General features: G+C 58.6%; 3 protein-coding genes. All 3 read left to right on the forward strand.

Translation table 11 applies throughout. The features are described 5' to 3' along the window. The coding region (locus ABX749_RS30790) for a hypothetical protein (protein ID WP_372899404.1) at positions 1-766 on the forward strand (766 nt) is incomplete at its 5' end. Positions 767-915: 149 nt separating this feature from the next. Next, positions 916-1,248 (forward strand): DUF427 domain-containing protein, encoded by a 333-nt coding sequence (locus tag ABX749_RS30795; protein WP_372899405.1) that lies wholly within the window; start codon positions 916-918, stop codon positions 1,246-1,248. Next, positions 1,249-2,093 (forward strand): MFS transporter (locus tag ABX749_RS30800; RefSeq protein WP_372899406.1); only part of this gene is annotated, 845 nt, incomplete at its 3' end. It abuts the gene before it with no gap.

Consider the following 2,093-nt stretch of genomic DNA (forward strand, 5'->3'; position numbering starts at 1 on the left):
GTATGAGGACGCAAAGAAAGAAGACGATCAAGCTAGCCTCTACTGCATTCCGATCGCCATCAAGTACGTTTATCTTCGCGACATGCACGACGAAATTGACGCGTCGCTCGCGAGGTTGGAATCGAAACTGGCAATCGGTGATGGTCCGTCGCAGCCGACTCGGCACGCACGTCTCCGGCGGATCGTCGAAGCGGTCGTTGCGGCGAATGAAAAAACGCACGGTGTACAACCGGCCCCCGACAGCGATTTGAGTGATCGGGCGGAGAATCTAAAGCTGTACGCGATCTGTCAACTGGAACAGCAGTTGGGGCTCACCGCGACCGAAAAGCAAACCCTGTTGGACCGGATTCGCTCTCTGTTCAACGCCGTCGACAGGATCGTTCACGAGGAACCCAGTGGGTCGGAGTACGAGCAGCAGCTGGCGGTCCAGCGTCAACAATTGGCGCGAAAGTACTACGACGAACTTTGGCAGTTGTTGCAATTTGTCGCGTTGCACGACGGTTACGTCGGGGAATCGATGACGTTCGAGAGGTTTCTTGACGTGTTGTGCTTGTTGGAGATGGAAGTCTGCAAAGAGCGAAAGGTTTGGGGACCCAGGAAGGCCTGCGTGAAAGTGGGGCAGCCGATCGACCTGAAAGATCACGCATCGGCCTATGCGGCGGACAAACGAGGCACGGTTCACGACATCACGCTCGGGCTCGAGACGTCGGTGCGCTCGATGCTGAAGGAACTTGAGGCGGGGTGCGCTTCGGTGACGGATGGCTGAACGCGATCCGGCGCTGGACGCGTCGGTACACTGTCGAGGCTTGCTTGCAGTCTGGACGTCGAGACCTGCTCGCAATCAAGGGTGACGTGCAACTTGCACAATCGACGACGAATCGCTGACACGCATCGAACGATTGAGGGAAAAATAAAATGGCCACTGCGAAATGGAACGGATCGATCATTGCCCAAAGCGACGACACGATTGTCGTCGAAGGGAATCACTACTTCCCTGCCGAAAGCGTCGACGCGGCGCGGTTGCGACCCAGCGACCACCAGACGACGTGTGGATGGAAAGGCGTCGCCAGTTACAAAAGCATCGAGGTGGACGGCCAAGTCAACGAGAATGCGGCTTGGTACTATCCCGATCCGAAGCCTCAGGCGGAGAGCATTCGCGGCCGATTTGCATTTTGGAAGGGCGTGGTCGTTGACGGAGACAGCCGCGCGGACCAGACGCCCGATGGGGCCGAATGTGAGACCAAGTAGTTGATCGATTCGACGAACGAGCCGGAGGTTGTGACGTCACTTCGCAAGTTCGTGATGATGCTTGCGTTGGTCATCGCCGGTGAGGCGGTGTTCTTTCTTCCGTTCGTCTTACCGCGGATCTTTCGACCGACGTTGCTGGATGTGTTCGGGATCAGCAACTTGCAATTGGGCATGGCTTTTTCGATCTATGGCGTCGTTGCGATGTTGGCCTACTTTCCCGGCGGCCCGATTGCGGATCGGTTCGACGCGCGAAAGTTGATGGCGATCGCGCTGGTGGCAACATCCGCCGGCGGTTTGCTGATGGCCGGGATCCCTTCGCTCAGCGTGGTGAAGTCGCTGTATGGATTTTGGGGACTGACCACGATCTTGCTGTTTTGGTCGCCGCTGATTCGTGCGACGCGTCAGTGGGGCGCTGGCGGATTGTCAGCAGACGGATCGCCAAGTCGCGCTCTGCCCGGGCGGGCGTTCGGGATTCTGGACGGTGGCCGGGGATTGATCGCCGCCCTGATCGCCAGCGTGTCGGTTTGGCTGTACGCGGCGTTGATTCCTGCCGATGTGCAAGTCGCCACACTGTCCGAGCGGTCTGGCGCATTTGGTAACGTGGTGCTGTTGTTTGCCGCGGTGACTTTCTTGTCCGCCGTGCTGGTGTGGTTTGCGCTGCCGCGAAAGCAAACGCGGACCTTCGAGACGAATTCCCCGAGTCGCGCCGACGCCGATGCCGGGATTGGGGCGGTGCTGCGAATGCCCGCCGTTTGGTTGCAGGCGATCATCGTTGTTTGTGCGTACGTGGCGTACAAGGGACTCGATGACGTGTCGCTGTACGCCAAAGAGGTGTTGTTGTTCGA

The organism is Stieleria sp. (assembly GCF_041595215.1).
Classification (GTDB): Bacteria; Planctomycetota; Planctomycetia; order Pirellulales; family Pirellulaceae; genus Stieleria; species Stieleria magnilauensis.